This window comes from Frateuria defendens (assembly GCF_001182895.1).
Classification (GTDB): domain Bacteria; phylum Pseudomonadota; class Gammaproteobacteria; order Xanthomonadales; family Rhodanobacteraceae; genus Frateuria_B; species Frateuria_B defendens.
Genome location: NZ_LFQR01000254.1, coordinates 1 through 721, shown reverse-complemented (window position 1 = coordinate 721; position 721 = coordinate 1). Strand labels below are relative to the sequence as shown.

Below are 721 nucleotides of genomic sequence, written 5' to 3'. Positions count from 1 at the left end.
CAGTCTACCGCGACCTGCGGCCGCGGCAGGCCCATGCTCGCGATACGCGCGGTCACCGAGTCGGCGGTGTCCACGTCGGCCAGCGGGCCCACGCGCACGCGGCGCACATTACGGCCGTTCACCTGTACATCGACCGTCTGCACCGGCGCGAAGTTGGCCTGGCGCAGCTGCGCGGCCACGCGCTCGGCGTTGGCGGCGTCGGAGAAGGCGCCCACCTGGAGGAAAATGCCCGGCCGCGCGCCGCCGGCCGCCACGGCCACCGGCGGCGGCGGGGGGTCGCGCACCGGCTCGCCCGGGTCGATGCCGCGCACCTCCACCAGCCCGGTGCCCTTGGGCCACACGCCGATGCGCACCGCCGCCGCGTAGGAGAGGTCGATCAGGCGGTTGTCGTGGAACGGGCCGCGGTCGTTGATGCGCACGATCACGCTCTTGCCGTTCTCCAGGTTGGTCACCCGCGCGTAGCTCGGCAGCGGCAGCGTCTTGTGCGCGGCGGTGAACTGGTACATGTCGTAGTCCTCGAGGCTCGAAGTCTTGTAGCCGTGGAACTTGTTGCCGTAGAACGAGGCGATGCCGCGCTCCACGTAGCCGCCGGCGCTGGGCAGCACGCGGTAGCTCTCGCCCAGCACGCTGTAGGGCGACTTGTTGCCGTACAGGGCGCGCGGCTCCGCCTTGGGCACCGGCTCGGGCAGTTTGGCGATGGCTTCCGGCGGCGGGCCCGCCG

1 protein-coding gene is annotated in these 721 nt (G+C 72.3%); it reads right to left on the bottom strand.

The genetic code is table 11. The features are described from left to right. The coding region (locus tag ACH65_RS18170) for a septal ring lytic transglycosylase RlpA family protein (protein WP_049624053.1) at positions 1-721 on the bottom strand (721 nt) is incomplete at both ends.